At 67.5% G+C, this 17879-nt stretch carries 19 protein-coding genes; 12 read left to right on the top strand and 7 right to left on the bottom strand.

Annotation, left to right across the window (positions count from 1 at the left end):
* Positions 1 to 6 precede the first annotated feature (6 nt).
* The 8 genes from LGM89_RS02555 (at position 7) to LGM89_RS02520 (ending at position 9322) form a co-directional block, all read left to right on the top strand.
* On the top strand, positions 7 to 1347 hold the full coding sequence (locus tag LGM89_RS02555; protein ID WP_089427101.1) for an aspartate aminotransferase family protein: 1341 nt from the start codon (positions 7 to 9) through the stop codon (positions 1345 to 1347).
* A 237-nt stretch (positions 1348 to 1584) separates the two neighbouring features.
* Positions 1585 to 3087 (top strand): APC family permease, encoded by a 1503-nt coding sequence (locus tag LGM89_RS02550; protein ID WP_226272196.1) that lies wholly within the window; start codon positions 1585 to 1587, stop codon positions 3085 to 3087.
* Positions 3084 to 3671 carry a DUF3156 family protein gene (locus tag LGM89_RS02545; protein WP_226272195.1) on the top strand — a complete coding sequence of 196 codons (588 nt, stop codon included), beginning with the start codon at positions 3084 to 3086 and terminating at the stop codon, positions 3669 to 3671. Before LGM89_RS02550 ends, LGM89_RS02545 begins: the two co-directional genes overlap by 4 nt.
* Before the next feature lie 61 nt (positions 3672 to 3732).
* Entirely contained in the window at positions 3733 to 4671 is a 939-nt protein-coding gene (locus LGM89_RS02540; RefSeq protein ID WP_039344159.1) for a helix-turn-helix domain-containing protein, read from the top strand.
* Between the two features lie 167 nt (positions 4672 to 4838).
* Positions 4839 to 6047, top strand: coding sequence for a porin (locus tag LGM89_RS02535; RefSeq protein WP_226272194.1), 1209 nt, complete (start codon positions 4839 to 4841; stop codon positions 6045 to 6047).
* Positions 6048 to 6322: 275 nt separating this feature from the next.
* Complete coding sequence (locus LGM89_RS02530; protein ID WP_226272193.1) at positions 6323 to 7561, top strand: ABC transporter substrate-binding protein; 1239 nt, start codon at positions 6323 to 6325, stop codon at positions 7559 to 7561.
* 34 nt (positions 7562 to 7595) lie between these two features.
* Positions 7596 to 8465, top strand: coding sequence for a carbohydrate ABC transporter permease (locus LGM89_RS02525; RefSeq protein ID WP_043179796.1), 870 nt, complete (start codon positions 7596 to 7598; stop codon positions 8463 to 8465).
* Positions 8435 to 9322 (top strand): carbohydrate ABC transporter permease, encoded by an 888-nt coding sequence (locus tag LGM89_RS02520; protein WP_413227456.1) that lies wholly within the window; start codon positions 8435 to 8437, stop codon positions 9320 to 9322. The genes LGM89_RS02525 and LGM89_RS02520 overlap by 31 nt, the downstream gene beginning before the upstream one ends.
* 32 nt (positions 9323 to 9354) lie before the next feature.
* Here LGM89_RS02520 and LGM89_RS02515 read toward each other — a convergent pair whose 3' ends face one another.
* Positions 9355 to 10377: a LacI family DNA-binding transcriptional regulator gene (locus LGM89_RS02515; protein ID WP_226272191.1), complete on the bottom strand. Its 1023-nt coding sequence runs from the start codon at positions 10375 to 10377 to the stop codon at positions 9355 to 9357.
* 6 nt (positions 10378 to 10383) lie between these two features.
* Here LGM89_RS02515 and LGM89_RS02510 point away from each other — a divergent pair, with 6 nt between their 5' ends.
* Positions 10384 to 11304, top strand: a complete 921-nt coding sequence (locus LGM89_RS02510) for a phosphatidylinositol-specific phospholipase C (protein ID WP_226272190.1) — start codon at positions 10384 to 10386, stop codon at positions 11302 to 11304.
* On the opposite strand, the gene LGM89_RS02505 is transcribed toward LGM89_RS02510, so the two are convergent.
* Both LGM89_RS02505 and LGM89_RS02500 read right to left on the bottom strand, forming a co-directional pair.
* Complete coding sequence (locus LGM89_RS02505) at positions 11301 to 12257, bottom strand: alpha/beta hydrolase family protein (RefSeq protein ID WP_226272189.1); 957 nt, start codon at positions 12255 to 12257, stop codon at positions 11301 to 11303. The genes LGM89_RS02510 and LGM89_RS02505 overlap by 4 nt on opposite strands.
* A gap of 56 nt (positions 12258 to 12313) precedes the next feature.
* Positions 12314 to 12925 (bottom strand): LysE family translocator, encoded by a 612-nt coding sequence (locus tag LGM89_RS02500; RefSeq protein WP_226272188.1) that lies wholly within the window; start codon positions 12923 to 12925, stop codon positions 12314 to 12316.
* 87 nt (positions 12926 to 13012) lie between these two features.
* Between LGM89_RS02500 and LGM89_RS02495 the strand changes: the two genes are divergently transcribed.
* Positions 13013 to 13540: a GNAT family N-acetyltransferase gene (locus tag LGM89_RS02495; protein WP_226202696.1), complete on the top strand. Its 528-nt coding sequence runs from the start codon at positions 13013 to 13015 to the stop codon at positions 13538 to 13540.
* 17 nt (positions 13541 to 13557) lie between these two features.
* Here LGM89_RS02495 and LGM89_RS02490 read toward each other — a convergent pair whose 3' ends face one another.
* The 3 genes from LGM89_RS02490 to LGM89_RS02480 all read right to left on the bottom strand — a co-directional run bounded on the left by LGM89_RS02490 (position 13558) and on the right by LGM89_RS02480 (position 15930).
* The gene (locus tag LGM89_RS02490) at positions 13558 to 14619 is read right to left on the bottom strand and encodes an alkene reductase (protein ID WP_226202698.1); all 1062 of its coding nucleotides are present in this window, start codon (positions 14617 to 14619) and stop codon (positions 13558 to 13560) included.
* A gap of 82 nt (positions 14620 to 14701) precedes the next feature.
* Positions 14702 to 15010: an ArsR/SmtB family transcription factor gene (locus tag LGM89_RS02485; RefSeq protein WP_089427115.1), complete on the bottom strand. Its 309-nt coding sequence runs from the start codon at positions 15008 to 15010 to the stop codon at positions 14702 to 14704.
* Positions 15011 to 15333: 323 nt separating this feature from the next.
* Positions 15334 to 15930: a carboxymuconolactone decarboxylase family protein gene (locus LGM89_RS02480; protein WP_226272187.1), complete on the bottom strand. Its 597-nt coding sequence runs from the start codon at positions 15928 to 15930 to the stop codon at positions 15334 to 15336.
* Positions 15931 to 16019: 89 nt separating this feature from the next.
* Between LGM89_RS02480 and LGM89_RS02475 the strand changes: the two genes are divergently transcribed.
* Positions 16020 to 16424 (top strand): winged helix-turn-helix transcriptional regulator, encoded by a 405-nt coding sequence (locus tag LGM89_RS02475; protein WP_226272186.1) that lies wholly within the window; start codon positions 16020 to 16022, stop codon positions 16422 to 16424.
* Positions 16425 to 16507: 83 nt separating this feature from the next.
* Positions 16508 to 17188, top strand: coding sequence for an HAD family hydrolase (locus LGM89_RS02470; protein ID WP_226272185.1), 681 nt, complete (start codon positions 16508 to 16510; stop codon positions 17186 to 17188).
* Between the two features lie 234 nt (positions 17189 to 17422).
* On the opposite strand, the gene LGM89_RS02465 is transcribed toward LGM89_RS02470, so the two are convergent.
* On the bottom strand, positions 17423 to 17722 hold the full coding sequence (locus LGM89_RS02465) for a hypothetical protein (RefSeq protein ID WP_226202705.1): 300 nt from the start codon (positions 17720 to 17722) through the stop codon (positions 17423 to 17425).
* Between the last annotated feature and the right edge of the window lie 157 nt (positions 17723 to 17879).

Below are 17879 nucleotides of genomic sequence, written 5' to 3'. Positions count from 1 at the left end.
ACTGCAATGAGCTACAACGAAGCGAAATTCTGGCACCCGATGCTGCACCCGAACGAGATGAAACAGCGCAAGCCGATCCGCATCGTGCGCGGCGACGGCTGCTACGTATTCGACGAACAGGGCCGCAAGCTCGTCGACGGCGTCGCGGGCCTGTGGAACGTGAACGTCGGCCACAACCGCCAGGAAGTGAAGGACGCGATCGTGCGCCAGCTCGACGAGCTCGAATACTTCCAGCTGTTCGACGGCATTTCGCATCCGCGCGCGGAGGAGCTGTCGAAGAAGGTGATCGACATGCTCGAACCGGAGGGCATGCGCCGCGTGCTGTACAGCTCGGGCGGGTCCGATTCGATCGAGACCGCACTGAAGATCGCGCGCCAGTACTGGAAGGTGCGCGGCCAGGCCGACCGCACGAAGTTCATCTCGCTGAAGCAGGGCTATCACGGCACGCACTTCGGTGGTGCGTCGGTGAACGGCAACACGGTGTTCCGCCGCAACTACGAGCCGAACCTGCCGGGCTGCTTCCACGTCGAGACGCCGTGGCTGTACCGCAACCCGTTCACGCAGGATCCCGAAGCACTCGGCCGGATCTGCGCGGAAATGCTCGAGCGCGAGATCCAGTTCCAGAGCCCCGACACGGTGGCCGCGTTCATTGCGGAGCCGATCCAGGGCGCGGGCGGCGTGATCGTGCCGCCGGCCAACTACTGGCCGCTGGTGCGCGAGGTGTGCGACCGTTACGGCGTCCTGTTGATCGCCGACGAGGTCGTGACGGGTTTCGGCCGCAGCGGCAGTATGTTCGGCAGCCGCGGCTGGGGCGTGCGCCCGGACATCATGTGTCTCGCGAAGGGCATCTCGTCGGGCTACGTGCCGCTCGGCGCGACGGTCGTGAACGCGCGGATCGAGGACGCGTTCGCCGCGAACGCCGATTTCGGCGGCGCGATCATGCACGGCTACACGTATGCGGGCCATCCGGTCGCGTGCGCGGCGGCGATCGCGAGTCTCGACATCGTCGTGAAGGAGGACCTGCCGGCCAACGCGGCGAAGCAGGGCGCGTATCTGCTCGAAGCGCTGAAGCCGTTCGCGGAACGCTTCGCGGCGGTCGGCGAAGTGCGTGGCAAGGGGCTGATGCTCGCGCTCGACCTGGTCGCGAACAAGGACACGCGCGAGCCGATCGACCCGCTCTCGGGCTATGCGAACGCGGTCGCGGAAGTCGCGCGCGAAAACGGCGTGCTGGTGCGCCCGGTCGGCACGAAGATCATCCTGTCGCCGCCGCTCGTGATCCAGCGCGAGCAGCTCGACCGGATCGTCGACGCGCTCGCGGCGGGCTTCGAGGCCGTGCCGTTCGCGTGACGGTGTGACCGCGTGACGGCGCGCCGGCGGCGGGCAGCGTGGCCGCCGCCGGTTTGCCAATTTGCGCTATGACCGGATTATTTTGCCTGCGTATTTTTTCGACATCGGATCGAGGTGTGATCGACTAGGGGCCCGGGAATCGAAGCGTTGAAGCGCCGCCCCGGGCTGACCGCAAAGCCATGGAACCCCGGCCGCCGACGAAGCGGCGGCCGGGGGCGACACAGGAAGGAGACAGGGATGTCGGGATGGTCTGGAGTTACCGGCGCAGCGGGCGACACGCCCGCCGGCACGCCGGCTGAAGCGGGCGGCGGCACGGCGCTGAAGGCGGGTGCGGTCGGTTTTCCGACCGCGCTGGCGAGCGCCGTCGGCCTCATCATGGCAAGCCCGGTGATTCTCACCGCGACGTCGGGCTTCGGAATGGGCGGCTGGGCGTTCGCGGTCGCGATGATCATCGCGTTCGTGATGATGCAGGCGCAGGCGACGACCTTCTCCGAAGCCGCCGCGATGCTGCCCACGGCCGGCTCGGTTTACGATTACCTGTCGTGCGGGCTCGGCCGCTTCTGGGCGATCACCGGCACGATCTCCGCGTATTTCCTCGTGCACGTGTTCGCCGGCACGGCGGAAACGATCCTGAGCGGCATCATGGCGCTCGTCAATTTCGAATCGCTGAATGCCGCGTTCGAGAAGCACAACAGCTCGTGGCTCGTCGGTGTCGGCCTCGTCGTCACGTTCGCGATCACCAACATCATCGGCATCAAGGTGTTCAGCAAGCTCGAGATCGTGCTGACGGCCGGCATGTGGCTGTCGCTGATGATCTTCGGGATTCTCGGGCTCGCGGCCGCGCCGGCCGTGCATCTCGACGGCTGGTTCGGCGGCTCGGAAGTCGGCACGTCGGTGCCGGCCGTGCTGTCGCTGGTCGGGATGGCGATGTTCATGTTCGTCGGCTGCGAGTTCGTCACGCCGCTCGCGCCGGAAATGAAGTCGCCGGGCAAGACGATTCCGCGCGCGATGGCGCTGGGCCTCGTCGGCGTCGCGATCTGCATGTTCCTGTACGGCGCGGCGATCCGCCGCCAGGTCGCGAACGTACCGGTGAGCGCCGACGGCCTCACGCACCTGCTCGACACGCCGGGCGCGATTCCCGCGTTCGCGCTGCAGGTGCTCGGGCCGTTCGGCCGCGTGTGGTTCGGCATCGCGTTCCTGTGCGCCGGTGCCGCGACGATCAACACGCTGATGGCCGGGCTGCCGCGCATCCTGTACGGGATGGCGATCGACGGCGCGCTGCCGCGCTGCTTCGCGTACCTGCATCCGCGCTTCAAGACGCCAGTGGTCGGCATCGTGGCGGCGGCGATCGTGCCGATCTTCCACGCGTGGCTGATCAACGGCAATCTCGACAGCATCCTGCACCTCGTGCTCGCCGCCACCTGCGCGTGGGGCACCGCGTACCTGCTCGTCACCGCGTCGGTCGTGATGCTGCGGATTCGCCGCCCGGACCTGCCACGCCCGTACCGTTCGCCGCTGTTCCCGCTGCCGCAGATCGTGTCGAGCGTCGGCATCATCCTGGCGATCTGGTACATCACGCCGCCGGGCATGAACGCGCGCGACATCTACGTGCCGTTCGGCGCGATGCTCGGGCTCACCGCGCTGTACGCGCTGTTCTGGACGCTCGTCGTGCAGCGCCGGCATCCGTTCAAGCCGGTGCCGGTCGAGGAAGTGCTGCGCAACGAGCACGTCGCATCGTGAAGCTCGCGCTCGCACGCTGGCGCGCGGCGTCCGATGCGCCGCCGCCCGGCCATCGGCCCGGCGCGATCGCCGCGCGCGTGCTGGCCGACCTGCGCGCCGAGCCCGATGCCGATGGCGCCGGCAGCCTGACGGCCCGGCTACAGAACGGCGTGCGCGTGAGCATCGACGAGCGGGTCGACCGCCAGTTCCTGATGCATACGGTCAGCGTGAAGGTGGCGGTAACCGCAACCGGCCCGGCCGTGCAAGGCAGCGCGCGCGTGCGCCAGACCGGCTGGCTGCGCTGCACGGGTATCGACGCGGTGATCGTGCCAGGATGCGACCCCGGATTCGCCGACACGCTGGCTGCGCTGGTCGACGAGCCGTCGCTGGCCGACGCGCTGCGGCCACTGCACCTGACCGACTGCACGATCGACGCGCGCGACGGCCGCTGGACGCTTGCGATCGTGCCGTTCGGCGGCAGCGAGGTCGTGAACCGGATGCCGTCGTTCCGCCGCTACGTTCGCCTGACGGGCGAGCAGGCCGCCGCGCTGTCGGCGGCCTGCCTCGCGTTCGAAACCGCACTACGCAAGATTTTGCACGGGTAAGCTGTGGCGTTGCGCGCCGGGGAACCGGCGGCCGCGTTTAAGGGTTTTACCGGAGATGCCGATGCTGTTCCAGTCACGCTCACACGAAGACGTGCACGATCACGGGCTCGCGATCGCGGGCTGGCATCAGGTCTACCGCCAGATGACGCCGGGCCGCTTCAAGGGCACCGTCACGCAGGTGCTGTACGACGATTTCCACTTCTTCCGCGAAACGACCAACCGGCGAGTCGCGCAAACCGGGCTCGCGCCGGCCGGGCGCACGTCGCTCGCGGTGCCGCTGTCCGTGCCGCTCGCGGGCACGTTTCAGGGCCAGCCCGTCGACGGCTATGCGCTGCTCGCGCTGCGCGCCGGCGAGGATTTCGAATTCCACACGCCGGAAGGGATGGGGCTCGTCGGGATCAGCGCGGCGTCCGACATGGTCGACGAACTCTGCGAAGCCGAATTCGGCGCATCCGGCGCGCGCAAGCTGCGCCACGTGACACGGCTGTCCGATGAGCAGGGCGTCGCGCTCGGCGTGCGGCTGTCGTCGCTGATCGACGACGCGCAGCGCAACCCGGGCCACCTCGAATACGCGGCCACCCGCAAGATGTTCCGCGACGCGATGCTCGGCATGTTCCTCGATGCGCTCGAGCAGGGCATCGGCGTCGAGCGCCGCGATATCACGCACGCCACCTACAGCGACATCGTGAGCCGTTGCGAGAAGCATCTGCGCGACCGGCCCGAGGAACCCGTCACCGTGCTCGAACTGTGTCGCGCGCTGCGCTGCAGCCGCCGCACGCTGCAAACGAGTTTTCAACGCGTGGCCGACGTCACGCCGGTCGGCTATCTGCGCACGATCCGGCTGAACGCGGTGCGCCGCCTGCTGCGCACGACGCCCGTGCAGCAGCTCGGCGTCGGCGAGGCTGCCGCGAGCTGGGGGTTCACGCACCTCGGCTATTTCGCGCGCGAGTATCGCGACCTGTTCGGCGAGCTGCCGTCGCAGACGACGCGCCCCGAATGATGCGCGCGCGCCGCGACGGCGCCGCCGGGCACCGTCGCAAGCAACGCGTGCGACTGTTTGCCGATTTGCGATAGAGGTCCTGAATTTTCGCTGGATAGAGTCCTGTCACCCATATCGATAACCCCATCGATCTGCACTGCGAATCGATGACAACAGAGGGGCGGGACATGAAGATCGGACGACGACTGGCCGCGGCGGCGGCGACGCTGGGTTGCATCCACGCACAGGCGCAGACCTCGGGCAGCGTGACGCTGTACGGCACCGTGGACACCGGCATCATCTACTCGACGAACCAGCAGTTCACGCGCGCCGACGGCAGCACGGGCGGCGGTCATGCATGGCAGATGGGCGGCGGCAACCTCGTGCCGTCACGATTCGGCTTCCAGGGCGCCGAGCCGCTCGGCGGCGGGCTCAATGCGGTGTTCACGCTCGAGCAGCAGTTTCTTTCGGCGAACGGGCAGGCGCTGCAGGGCGGCACGGCCTTCAGCCGGCAGGCATGGGTCGGGCTGCGCCAGGACGGGATCGGCACGCTCGGCCTCGGCCGGCAGTACGACTCGTACACCGACATGCTCGGCGCGTACGTGTCGAGCAACAACTGGGCGACGCCGTACGGCTCGCATCTCGGCGACGTCGACAACCTGAACGCCGCGTTCAACTTCAACAACGCGGTGAAGTTCACCAGCGCCGATTTCAACGGCCTCACGTTCGGCGGCACGTTCAGCTTCGGCGGGCAGGCCGGCGATTTCTCCGCGAAGCGCGGTTACGCGTTGGCCGCGACGTACACGCGCGCGCCGGTTGAGTTCTCGGTCGGCTACCTCGACCTGCACCAGCCGCTCGACGCGGCGCTCGGCGGCGCGAACGGCTATATCGGCGATTTCGCGTGCAGCAACCCGGGCGCGATGTATTGCCTGCTGCAGGATGCGGGCTCGATGCGCGCGTTCGGCGCGGGCGGCTCGGTCACGTTCGGCGACGCGACGATCGCGCTCACCTATACGCATACGCGCCTCGGCGACAGCCGTTATTTCTCGACCACCGCGCAGCCGCGCACGCAGGCGTTCACGTTCGATATCGGCGAGGTGAACGCCACGTATATGTTCACCCCCGCGCTGCAGGGCGGCGTCGCGTACATCTTCAACGCAGCCCACACCGACGGGCGCGGCACGACGCGGTTCCACCAGGTGAACGTCGGCACGAACTACAGCCTGTCGAAGCGCACGGCGCTGTATGCGGTCGCGATCGGCCAGATCGCGAGCGGGAAGGGGCTCGGCACCGACGCGGACGGTAACGCGGTGAACTACGCGCAGATCCCGGTGCTCGCGAACAGCAACTCGAGCCGGCAACTGGCGGTGATGGCGGGCATTCGTGTGAACTTTTAAGCGCAGGGCATGGGACACGGCGCGCGAAACGCGGGCGGCCGGCGACGGGCAACGGGCGGCGAGCAGCAGGCGGTTGGCGGGCGGCCGGGTTGCCGCCCGATTCGCCGTGGCAAGCGCTCGGCAGGCGCCGCGCACCGGCGATCGCCGTGTGCCATAAATTCTTAACGATCGGCGTGAACAATGGCGTTCGCTACAGGCGGTCGGAAGCATCCCCCGCGTTGCACACGTGTGCAACGCCCGGCCGTCCCGCCACCACGCCGAACGAGAGAGACCTCATGACCTTGCTGAGCCGCCTGCGCGCGCTGTCCGCCGCCCTTGCGCTGTCCTTCGCCGCCACGCACGCCGTTGCCGCGGATCTCGTCATCGCAGGCCGCGACGATATCTACGGCAAGGGGCTGGCCGACGCCGTCGCCGGCTTCAACAAGCTGCACCCGGGTACCGAGATCGAGCTGCTCAAGCTGCCGAACGCGAACCTGTACCAGAAGCTCAAGCTCTCGATGCGCGAAGGCACCGGCACGTACGACCTCGTGATGATGGACGACACGTGGGCGCCCGAATTCATCGGCAACGGCTGGCTCAAGCCGCTGCCCGCGTCGCTCGCGGATGCCGATCTCGTGCCGTCCACCGTCGCGCTCGGCCGCAACGCGGCCGGTGCGCTGTACGCGTTGCCGATCGTCGGCAACGTCGAGATGTTCGCGTACCGCAAGGACCTGCTCGCGAAGTACAAGCTGCAGCCGCCGCGCAACTGGGACGACGTGCTGAAGATCGCGCAGACCGTCGGCGGCGCGGACAAGAGCGTGTCGGGCGTCGTGTTCCGCGGCACGAAGGGCAACCCGGTCGTGACGGGCTTCCTGCCGATCCTGTGGGCCTACGGCGGCGACGTGTTCGACCGCGCCGGCAACGTGACGATCGATTCGCGTGAGGCGCAGGCGGCGCTGAAGACCTTCCTCGCGCTGAAGGCGTCCGCGCCGAAGGACGTCGACGTGTACGGCGCGGCGGAAGTGCGCGATGCGCTGCAGCGCGGCACGGCCGCGCAGTCGATCGAGGTATGGCCGGCGTGGGTGCCGGCGCTCGACGATCCGAAGCAGTCGCGCGTGGTCGGCCAGATCGCGCTGCAGCCGCCGCCCGGGCAGACCGCCGGCCCGGCGCCGATGCTCGGCATCTGGCAGATGGGCATCCCGAAGGACGCGCCGCACGCGAAGCTCGCGCAGGATTTCCTCGCGTACCTGACCGCCCGCGACACGCAGACGCGCCTCGCCGGCATCGGCATTCCGCCGACCCGCCGCAGCGTGTTCAACGATCCGGCGCTGGTGCGCCAGTACCGCTGGTATCCGGATCAGCTGAAGGCGCTCGAAGCCGGCCGTGCGCGGCCGCGCGTGAACGACTGGCAGCAGGTCGAGAGCATTCTCGGCGACCAGCTGCAGCTCGCGCTGACCGGGCAGGCCGCGCCCGACGCCGCGCTGCGCCAGGCGCAGCAGAAGATCGCGCAGGCGACGGCCGCGGCCGGCAAGTGACGGCTCGCCTCGAACGCTCGCCGGGACCCAGCGCATGAAAGCCTTCGGCCGCAGCCTGCCGTTCGTCGCGCTGCTCGGGCCCGCGCTGCTGGTGCTCGCCGCGCTCGCGCTGTATCCGGTCGCGCAGGTGCTGATCGATTCGTTCTGCCAGGTCGACTACTCGGCCGGCCGCCGTGCATTCGCCGGGCTCGCGAACTATCGCGCGGTGCTCGGCGACGACGCGTTCACGGCCGGCTTCGGCAACACGCTGCGCTTCACGATCGTCGCGTCGCTCGCCGAAGTCGCGCTGGGTTTCGGCCTCGCGCTGCTGTTCGTGCGCGCGTTTCCGGGGCGGCGCATCGCGCTGCCGCTCGCGATCCTGCCGATGATGCTGTCCACGCTCGTGTGCTCGGCAATCTGGCGCAACTGGCTCAACTTCGACGGCTTCCTGAACGCGCTGCTCGCGGCGTTCGGCATCGAAGGCGTGCGCTGGCTGTCCGATCCGCATCTCGCGCTGTGGTCGCTCGCGCTCGTCGACGTGTGGCAGTGGACGCCGATGGCGTTCCTGATCGTGCTCGCCGGGCTGCAGTCGATCCCGCAGGAGCTGTACGAAGCCGCGCGCACCGACGGCGCAAGCGAGTGGCAGTGCCTGCGCGACATCACGCTGCCGCTCGCGGCGCCGCAGATCGGCCTCGCGCTGCTGCTGCGCTCGATCGACACGTTCAAGCTGTTCGACAAGGTCTATGCGCTGACGGGCGGCGGCCCCGGCAACGCGACGCAGACGCTGTCGACCTATATCTACGACACGGGCTTCCGCTTCTTCAACGTCGGGCCGGCGAGCGCCGCGTCGGTGCTGATGCTCGCGGCGTCCGCGCTGCTGGTCTCGGGGTACGTATGGCAGACGGTTCGCAAGCGGCGCGCATGACGGCGCAACCCGCTCGCATCACGGGCGCGCGAACGGGCGCCGCATTCGGTCGCGCGATGCCGTGGGCACTGCGCATCGCCGCGCTCGCGCTGTTGCTGCTGCCGTGCCTGTGGATGGCCGGCGCGGCGTTCATGCCGACGCTCGAACGCCTCGATCACCCGTTGCGGATCTGGCCGGCCGCGCCGACCGTCGAGCATTTCGCGTCGGTCTGGTCCAACGGCGTCGGCGCGCCACTGTTCAATTCGCTGCTGGTCGGCTTCGGCACGACGCTGCTCGCGCTGGCGCTCGCGTTTCCGGCCGCGTATGCGCTCGTGCGGCTGCGGTTTCCGGCACGGCTCGACCTGCTGTTCCTGGTGCTCGTGCTCGCGTTGAAGCTGATGCCGCCGATCACGATCGCGGTGCCGCTGTTCGCGCTCGCGAAGCGGCTGCACCTGCTCGATTCGACGCTCGGCCTGATGCTCGCGTACCAGATCTACGCGTTGCCGATGGCGATCTGGATGCTGCTCGCGTTCGTGCGCGACGTGCCGATCGAATACGAGGAAGCCGCCTGCATCGACGGCGCGGGTCTCGCGCGCCGCCTCGTGCAGATCGTGCTGCCGCTGTGCGCGCCGGGGCTGATCGCGACCGCAATTTTCGTGTTCATCGCCGCGTGGAACGAATTCCTGATCGCGCTGCTGTTCGTGTCGACGCCGAGCCGCTTCACGCTGCCGCTCGCAATTGCCGGCTACGTGACGGAGAACGGCATCGACTGGGGCGACCTGATGAGCGCGGGGCTGATGGCATCGCTGCCCACGCTGGCCGTGGCCGGCTATGTGCAACGCTACCTGTTGCGCGGGTTCGCGGGCGGGTTGAAGTGACGCGCGGCGCTGCCGCGCCCGATTCTCCGTGGTTATGCGCAGCTGGCCCGCACCACCTGCGTGACCGGCACGATGCGCGTGCGCGACGGGCCGTCGAACGCCTGCATCCGGTCGGCGAGCAGGTCGACCGCCGCCTGCGCGAGGCCGCGCGTGTCCTGCCGCAGCGTCGTGAGGCGGTACGCATCGTAATCGGCGGCCGGGATGTCGTCGAAGCCGATCACGCGTACGTCGTCCGGCACGCGCAACCCGAATTCGCTGCGCGCGACGTCGATCACGCCGAGCGCGAGCAGGTCGGACGAGCAGAACACGCCGTCGGGCCGCTTGCCGTTCGCGAACAGTTGCCGCGCGGCGTCGACGCCGCTTGCATGCGTGTCGGACGGCGTGTCGAGCACGTGCGCGAGTGTCGCGTCGAATGCCTCGCCGCGCCCGATCGCCTGCTCGAACGAAGTGGCGCGCGACTGCGCGCTGTAGCTCGCGCCGCGCGGCCCGACGAACGCGAGCCGGCGCGCGCCGGCCCGCACGAGCCGCTGCGCTGCGTGGACGGCGCCTGCCGCGTTGTCGCTGACGACGATGTCCGCTCCCGGCAGGTTCGCCTCGCGGTTGATCATCACGACCGGGATCCGGTGTTCGAGATACTGCTGCGCGACCGACAGCGGCGGCGACGCGGACGTCATCACCAGCCCCGCGATCCGGTAGCTGAGCAACTGTTCGAGCGATTGCCGGACCTGGCGCGGATCTTCGGCATTGGTCACGAGCGGCGTGAGCGCGCGCTGCCCGAGCGCGGCCATCAGGTCCGACAGCAGCCGTGCGCGAAACGGATTCTCGAACCCGGCCGTCACGACGCCGATCATGCTGCTGCGCTGCGTGATCATGTCGCGCGCGATCAGGTTGACCTGGTAGCCGAGCGCGCGCGCGGCGATCATCACGCGCTCACGTGTCTGCGGCGCGATGCTCGCCGTCGGCGAGAATGCACGCGACACCGCGGAGCGCGACACGCCGGCGCGCGCCGCGACATCCGATGCCGTGACCCACGGCTTTCTTTCCTTGTCATTCATCGATTCATGATCCCTTCGAGCCACGATACGTGCCTGCCGCCCGCCGACTGGATGTCGGCGCTCGACGATGCACGACTGCTGCATACGCTGACCCTACCGGGCAGCCATGACACCTGTGCGTATACCGTCGACGATCGGCTCGTGCGTACCCAGCATGCGCCGCTCGATGCCCAGCTCGCGCATGGCGTGCGGCTGCTCGACATCCGCTGCCGGCACGTGCGCGATGCGTTCGACATCCATCACGGCGGCATCGCGCTCGGCATGACGTTCGACGACGTGTTGGCAACTTGTGCGCGCTTTCTCGACGCGCATCCGCGCGAATGCCTCGTGATGTCGGTGAAGGACGAATGGCCGGTGCACGCGTGCACACGCGGTTTCGATGCGACGTTCGACGCACATCGTGCGCGGCATCCGCGGCTGCGCTGGCATGCCGGCGGCACGCTGCCCGCGCTCGGCGACGTTCGCGGCGCAATCGTGCTGCTGCGGCGCTTTCGCAGCAGCCGGCCGCTCGGCATCGACTTGACCGCATGGCCCGACAACGCGACGTTCACGATCGATCATCCCGACGGCGCATTCGTGATCCAGGACGAATACCGCGTGCCGGTCGCCGCGTCGATCGGCTGGAAGTGGCGTGCGATCGATGCACTGCTGACGGACCTGCCGTCGCCGGACAGCGGCCGCTGGGCGATCAACTTCTGCAGCGGGACGGGAATGGGCGCGAATCCGTCGGTGGTCGCACACGGCGCCGGCAACGTGCGGGGCATTCATGCGCGGCTGACTGAACGACTGCATGAGCAGCCCGGCCCGTATGGCGCGATGCTGCTCGACTTCTGCGATGACGACGACTGGGCGCTGGTGCGCGCGCTGATCGCGTGCAACGACCATGTGCCGGCGCCGGGCGTCTGGCGCAAGACGTTTCGCTGTTAGCGCAGATTGGCGCTGAAGAACGCGAGCGCCTTTGCATCGAGCGTTTCGTGGAAGGCCGCGCGATCGAATCCCTTCGCATCGGTACAGACGTCAGGCGAGACCTGCGCCAGTTGGTCGGAGCACGGCGCGAGAAACGCGAAATGCGCGGAGTTCGGCACGACGTGGAATTCCGGCCGTTGCGGCAGCATGCCGGCCAGCGCGGGGATCGTTTCCGGCTCCACGCCGTCGCCGCCCGCTTCGGACCCCCACAGCTGGATCGGCGCGTGCACGTCCTTCAGCGTATCGGCGCTCGGGAATTCGTTCATCGGGTCGGCGATCACGTAGGCCTTGATCCTCGGATCGTGCGTCAGCGGCTGGCGCGGCAGGTCACGGTCGCGGATCTGCTTGCAGATCAGCCAGGTCGGGTTCGGGCAGGCCACGTGCGCGTGGACGAAATCCGGATTGGCGCCGGCCAGCACGAGGCCCGTATAGCCGCCGCGCGAAAAGCCGAAGAAGCCGATCCGCGCGGGATCGATATGCGTGGCGTCGGGCTCGGCGGTTAGCATGTAGTCGACCAGGCGCTTGATGTCGTCCGGCCGCTCGACCAGCTCCCGCAGGTCGGCCGCGCGGCTCATGTCGGTATGCGTGTCGCCGGGATGGTTGATTGCCGCGACGACGTAGCCTGCGTCGGCGAGCGTTTCGGCGAGGTCGTGATGCCCGAAGTAGGTACCGGCATGGCCGTGCGAAATCACGACGAGCGGCAGCTTGTCGCCGACGGTCGGGCAGTTGCGTTGCCCTTTCAGCACGAACGGGCCGATCGTGAGCGGCTGCGCGGGGGTTGCGCAGGGTGTCCAGATGACGGCGCGCAGCTCGGGGCCGGCCGTGTCGGCCGGGATGGTGACGAACTTGACGCCGGCCGCGTGCGCGAGCGTGGCGGACAGGCAGAGCAGGGCAGCAGAGAGCCAGGTCTTCATGTCGATTCCCCGGGCAGTGGAGGGGCCGCGGCGCGACGGGCGCCGGACAATGGCGCTCAGCGCGTCGCGATCGCCACCGCCGCACCGGCCATCGCGGTCGCGCTCGTGCGGTTGGCGAACCGCTTCGCGCGTGCCGACGTCAGGAACGCCCGTGCGCGTGACGCAAGCAGCGACCAGAAGCAGTCGGCGAGGATCAGGACCGCGAGCATCGTGCCGACGAGTTCGGCCCATGCGGTCACACCCACGTGCGAGAGATCGACGATCGTCGGCAGCAGCGCGAGATAGAACACCATGATCTTCGGATTGCCGAGCGTAACGAGCATGCCCGCGACGAACATGCGCCACGGCGACTGGCCGCGCGGCAGGTCGTCGGCCCCGGTCTCGGTCGGCGCGGTCCACATCTTCCATGCGAGGAACAGCAGGTACGCGACGCCGAGCAGCTTCAGCACGATCAGCCCGGCCGCGAACGTACGCGCGAACGCGGACAGCCCCGCGACCGCGAGCGTGAGCCACAGCGCTTCGCCAAGCCACATGGCCGCAAGGAACGGCAGCACGTCACGCACGCCGTTCGTCAGCACGCGCGCGACCAGCGCGGCGACGCTCGGCCCGGGCGCGCCGGCGGTGACGAGCAGGGTGACAGCGAAGACGGCGAGCGCGGACGGCGTCATGACGAACCTCGTGGGTGGGGCGTTCGAAACGTATGAGGTTTCGATTATAGTGACGGCCGTTCCAGACTGTCTGCCTGAATTGCCGTGATGACTGCATCGATCCTGATCCGTCCCGCCACGCGGGAAGACGCGGCCGCGATGGCCGCCGTCGAAGTCGCCGCCGCGCAGCGGTTCCGCGCAATCGGCATGACCCAGATCGCCGAAGGCGAGCCGACCGATGCGACGGCCGTACTCGAGCGCATCGACGACGGTCGCGCGTATGTCGCGGTCGATCCGCAGGGTATGTGCGTCGGGTTTGCGTTCTACCGGCTGCTCGATGCGCAGCGGCTTTATCTGGAAGAGCTGGATGTCGCGCCGTCGCATGCCGGACAGCGGATCGGCGCGCGCCTGATCGAACAGGTGATGGCACGCGCAGCGCAGGAAGGGATCGCGGAGATCGTGCTGTCGACGTTTCGCGACGCGCCGTGGAATGCGCCGTACTACGCGCGCCTGGGTTTCAGCATCGTCGACGCCGCCGCGCTCGACGACACGCTGCGCGCGATTCGCGCGCACCACGTCGCGCTTGGCCTCGACGAGACGCAGCGCGTGTTCATGCGGGCGGACGTGCGCCGCTGAACACGCGCTGCGGGCCGTCAGGCCGCGTTGCTCAGCGCCGGGTAATCGGTATAACCCGTTTCGCCTTCCGCGTAGAACGTCTCCGGCACCGGCTTGTTGAGCGGTGCGCCGAGTTCGAGGCGGCGCGGCAGGTCGGGGTTCGCGATGAACAGCTTGCCCCATGCGATCGCGTCGGCGCTGCCGCTTGCGAGCGCGGCCTGCGCGGTGTCGAGCGTGAACTGCTCGTTCGCGATCAGCGGGCCGCCGAACGCTTCCTTCAGGCGCGGGCTCAGGTGGTCGCCCGAATACGACTCACGCGTGAAGATGAACGCGATCTTGCGACGGCCGAGTTCGCGCGCGACATAGCCGAACGTTGCCGCCGGATCGGAATCGCCCATCGTGTGCGCGTCGCCGCGCGGGGCAAGGTGCACGCCGACGCGGCCGGCGCCCCACACGTCGATTGCCGCATCGACCACTTCGAGCAGCAGGCGTGCGCGGTTCTCGATCGGGCCGCCATATGCATCGGTGCGGTGGTTGGTGCTGTCCTGCAGGAACTGGTCGAGCAGGTAGCCGTTCGCGCCGTGGATCTCGACGCCGTCGAAGCCGGCCGCTTTCGCGTTTTCCGCACCCTTGCGGTACGCGGCGACGATGCCCGGGATTTCATCGAGTTCGAGTGCGCGCGGCGTGACGTACGGGCGCTGCGGACGCACGAGGCTCACGTGGCCGCCCGCGGCGATCGCGCTCGGCGCGACCGGCAGGTCGCCGTTCAGGAACACCGGGTCGGAGATCCGGCCGACGTGCCACAGTTGCAGCACGATGCGCCCACCGGCCGCATGCACGGCCTGCGTCACCTGTTTCCAGCCCTCGACCTGCTCATCGGACCAGATGCCGGGGGTATCCGCGTAGCCGACACCCTGCGGCGTGACCGACGTTGCCTCGGTAATGATCAGGCCGGCCGTTGCGCGCTCGGCGTAGTAGCGGGCCATCAGTGCGTTCGGCACGCGCGTCGCGCCGGCACGGGAGCGGGTGAGCGGCGCCATCACGATGCGGTTCGGCAGGGTCAGGTCGCCGAGGGTGACGGGATCGAACAGGGTGGGCATGGCAAATAACCTCTTCACGAAAGGCGGGAAACCGTCGCGTCATGGGCGACGGCGCTCCGCATGGCCGGTTCGGCCGTGTTGACTAGAGTTCGCGGCGCAGGGCGTCGTGAAATGCGTCGATGACGGCCTCGTTGCGTTGAAAGAACGCCCACTGGCCGATCCGTGTCGACGTCACGAGCCCCGCGCGCTGGAGCGTCGCGAGGTGCGCGGAGACGGTCGACTGCGACAGCCCGCAGCGCGCGTCGATCTGGCCCGCGCAGACGCCGTGTTCGTACGGCAGCGTCTGGTTCGGGAAATGCTCGCCCGGCGTTTTCAGCCAGAGGAGGATTTCCCGGCGCACGGGGTTCGAGAGCGCTTTCAGGATGGCTTCGATGTCGAGTTCGGTCGGCATGGATCGGGCGGGCGTTTCAGTCAGGCAAACAGGTATCGTCGATGGGCGAATCTTATATCGGAACTTGACGATATGTTTGAAAGCATTGCTGACAATGGGGTTGATAGTGAAACCCAATAACGGGGATGGATCGTGGTGACTCTCGAGGCGGCGAGTCGGGTCGCACCGCAACGGCGCGATTTGACCCTCAGTCGGGCAGTCGGACAAACGTGTACCGCCCCTGCGTCGCATCGACATGCGCGACCGCATCCAGCATGCGTATCACGGGCGTAAAACCATCCACCTGCTTGTCCATCGCCTCATATTCGTCGTCATGCCGGAAATCACGGTCGATCCTCCGTCGGCAAATCAGGGGAATGAGCCGCACATGCCGGCGTACGAGACGGAAGCCGTGCCGCATGCGCTTCAGGCGGCAGGCGCAGTGCATTCGCGAGATAACTGACCGTCCGATAGAAGCCCGCGAGCATCAGCAGCTCGAGCCGTGCCTCGTCACTGAAATGCCGGCACAGCGCGTGCCACAGGTCATCGTCGATATCGCAGTGCCGATGCAGCGCATCGCACATCCGGATCAGCACCCGGTCGTCATCGTTCCAGCATGTATCGTCTGCCGAGCCGAGCGCCAACGACCGGATCTGTTCGCTGGTCAGCTTCGCCGTCCGGGCGAATACGGCGACATGCACGCCCCATTCGTATTCGCACCCGCAAAGCGCGGTAGTGCGGTCGATGACGATCTCGCGTTGCCGGATGTCGAGATGGCCCTTGTCCAGCAGGCCGGCGGCAAAGAATTTGGTGAACAGGCGCGGATCGCGCGCGAGCGTGGTGAAGAGCCGCAACGGTGGACGGCCCTGCATGATCCGGTCGATCGACGCTGCGATGTCGGGTTCGAACGGCGGTGATGCGGATGCAATACGCTGAGTCATGTGAGCCCCGTGCCCGAGACGATGCATGCGTGGAAGCGTAGGCGCCATGCTTTAAAAAGTAAAGCAAAGACGAGGCGTGATCCAAGCAATTGACTCTGCCTGGCTATTGCTTTAAAAAGTACAGCATGACCACACCAAAAATCGGACAGCGCGTTCGCGGATCGAAGACGGGACGACCCATCATGGTCGTGCTGGATCTGCTCGGGCGGCGCACCACGCTGCGCATCCTGTGGGAACTGCGCGGCGAGCCGCTCACATTCCGGGCATTGCAGGAAGCCTGCGAAACGAATGCGCGCCTGCTCAATACGCGGCTGGCCGAGCTCAAGGCGTCGGGTCTCGTCGAGCACGGCGAGGGCGGCTATTGCATGACGGCCGAAGGCCGGCGGCTCGAGGCGTCGCTGCAACCGTTGCTGGGGTGGGCAAAACAATGGGCGAAGCGCGACCCGGACGGGTTCGACGCGGCCGATCGCGAGCAATCCGGTCAGGAACGCTGATCGATCGACACGCGGGCATGTATCGCAACGTCATGCCGGCTCGCGCATCGCGCGCAAGCCGATTTCTTTCAGAGAGTCCTTTCATGCCGATTCGGGCCGTCATCTTCGATTTCGATCTGACGCTGGCGGATTCGTCCGCCGCAATCATCGAATGCACGGAATACGCGCTGCATCAACTGGATGCCGCCGGCGCGACGCCGGCGCAGATCGGTGCCGTGATCGGGCTGCCGCTGCACGAGATGTTCCGCTCGCTGACGGGCGAAACCGAGCCGGCGCGGGCCGACGCGTTTGCGCGCCGCTTCGTGGCACGCGCCGACGAGATCATGGTGCACGGCACGCGCATCTATCCCGAGGTGCCGTCGCTGCTAGCGCGTCTGCACGAGCAGGGTCTCGCGGTCGCGATCGTGTCGTCGAAGTTCCGCTACCGGATCGAGGCGATTCTTGCGCTGAACGAACTGCAGTCGCGCGTCGACGTGCTGATCGGCGGGGAGGACGTGCAGTGTCACAAGCCCGATCCCGAAGGGCTCGTGCTGGCGCTGGCGCGGCTGGGCGTGCCGGCCCGTTCGGCGATCTACGTGGGCGACCACGCGGTGGATGCGCAGGCGGCCGAGCGTGCCGGCGTGGCGTTCGTCGGCGCGGTGAGCGGGATGACGTCGTTCGATGGATGGGCACGCGCGGGCAAGCAGGCGGTCGTCACGCATCTCGGCGAACTGGACGCGATCGTGCAACGGATGCAGCGCGATCCGTCCGAAGCGTCGGGCTGACGCGGCCCGGCCCGTCGATCGTCGGGATGTCGACGATCCTGACGATCCGCTTCCAGGTCAGCGCGAGCGACCCACCGGCGGATGGCGGGTCCGGTGACGGATGCCGGGATTCATCCCGGCATCCCGGGTTCGTCAAACTGACGAACCCATGGCGCCTGCATTTCGCTCGGGATTGGCGAAATGGTATTTTCAGGAAATCCCGGATTTCAGCGTAAATGCAGATTCGATCGGATATCAGCTGATCGTGCCGATAATGACGAAACTGAAATTCCGGTCGGTATATTTGCCATTCGAGTCGCCGGTCTGAATCGTGGCGCCGCTGCCGGAAAGTGCCGGGAAGATCACGTTGTCCAGCGTGTTCTGCCCGCCGCCGTATCCCCATTGCGATGCGGTAGCCGCCGGCGTCTTGATGAATGCGGTGCTGAACGAGAGCTGATACGTCCCCGTGCTTTCACGTTTCACCGTGAATCCGCCCGAGCCATCCACGACTGTGCCGTTGCCCTGCACACTGCCCCAAAGCGTAACTTGAGCCATGATCGCTTCTCCTTATCTATTGTTGAAACAATATCGATAATTGAAACGGGATGCCGATTCGGCGTCACATAAATCATCTGGATCGGCGGTTGAATTGTATGTGATGGATTTTTAAAATTTGATCCGGGGTAAATAATTTATTATGATTTTCATTTTA

Source organism: Burkholderia sp. AU31624, from assembly GCF_020420065.1.
In the GTDB taxonomy this organism is placed as follows: Bacteria; Pseudomonadota; Gammaproteobacteria; order Burkholderiales; family Burkholderiaceae; genus Burkholderia.
Note: the sequence above shows the minus strand (reverse complement) of the source record. Positions and strands in the feature narration are given on the sequence as shown.